Origin of the sequence: Paracoccus sp. S4493, from assembly GCF_000967735.1 — a bacterium.
Classification (GTDB): domain Bacteria; phylum Pseudomonadota; class Alphaproteobacteria; order Rhodobacterales; family Rhodobacteraceae; genus Paracoccus; species Paracoccus marcusii.
Genome location: NZ_JXYF01000282.1, coordinates 1 through 1008, shown reverse-complemented (window position 1 = coordinate 1008; position 1008 = coordinate 1). Strand labels below are relative to the sequence as shown.

At 67.9% G+C, this 1008-nt stretch carries 1 protein-coding gene; it reads left to right on the top strand.

All coding sequences use genetic code 11. The features are described 5' to 3' along the window. Positions 1–265 precede the first annotated feature (265 nt). Positions 266–1008, top strand: a 743-nt coding sequence (locus TW83_RS17165; protein WP_045984003.1) for a bile acid:sodium symporter family protein, incomplete at its 3' end; no start/stop codon positions are given.

Sequence of the window (1008 nt, the reverse complement as noted above, 5' to 3'; positions counted from 1 at the left end):
CCCGCCGACGGCCCGGCACAGATCGGGCCGCACAGGGGGGCAGCCGGCCCGGGGGCGCGGCAAGGACGCAGTCGGCGCGCACGCGCAGCCGGGCCGGGACGCAACCGGAGTGCCTCCGGGCCGGGATGATGCAGCGGCGCGGACCCGACCACTCACGGCGCCGGGCCGGTTTTTCCGCCACCACGGGTTGAAGCCCGCCACGGGCGGCACTATGGCCCATGCCGAAACGTCAGGGCGCAGGAAAGCTGTGCCAGAGGAGGCATCGGTGAAATCATTGGCATCACTTTCGCGGTTCGTCGGCAATACTTTTGCGGCCTGGGTCGTCCTGTTCGCGGTCCTGGGCTTTCTGCTGCCCGACCTGTTCCGCCAGCTGACACCCTGGATCGTCACCCTGCTGGGGATCATCATGTTCGGGATGGGGCTGACCATCTCGGGGCGCGACTTTGCCGAGGTGCTGCGCCGCCCGGTCAATGTCGGCGTGGGCGTCGCGTCGCAGTTCCTGATCATGCCGCTGCTGGCGGTGGCGCTGACCATGATCATCCCGATGTCCCCCGAGGTCGCGGCAGGCGTGATCCTGGTCGGCTGCTGCCCCGGCGGCACGTCGTCGAACGTGATGACCTATCTGGCCAAGGGCGACGTGGCGCTGTCGGTCGCCTGCACCAGCGTGACAACGCTGATGGCACCGATCGTGACACCCTTCCTGATGCTGATGCTGGCCAGCGAATACCTGCCCGTGGATGCCTGGGCGATGTTCCAGTCCATCGTCAAGGTCGTGCTGTTCCCGCTGGCACTGGGCTTTGCGGCGCAAAAGCTGCTGCCGGCCTTCGTGCGCGCGGCTGTGCCTGCCCTGCCCTTGGTCAGCGTAACGGGCATCGTGCTGATCGTGGCCGCCGTCGTCGGCGCATCCAAGGGCGCGATCGTCCAGTCGGGGCTGATGATCTTTGCCGTGGTCGTGCTGCACAACATGCTGGGCTATCTGATCGGGTTCATCGCGGCGCGGCTGGCCGG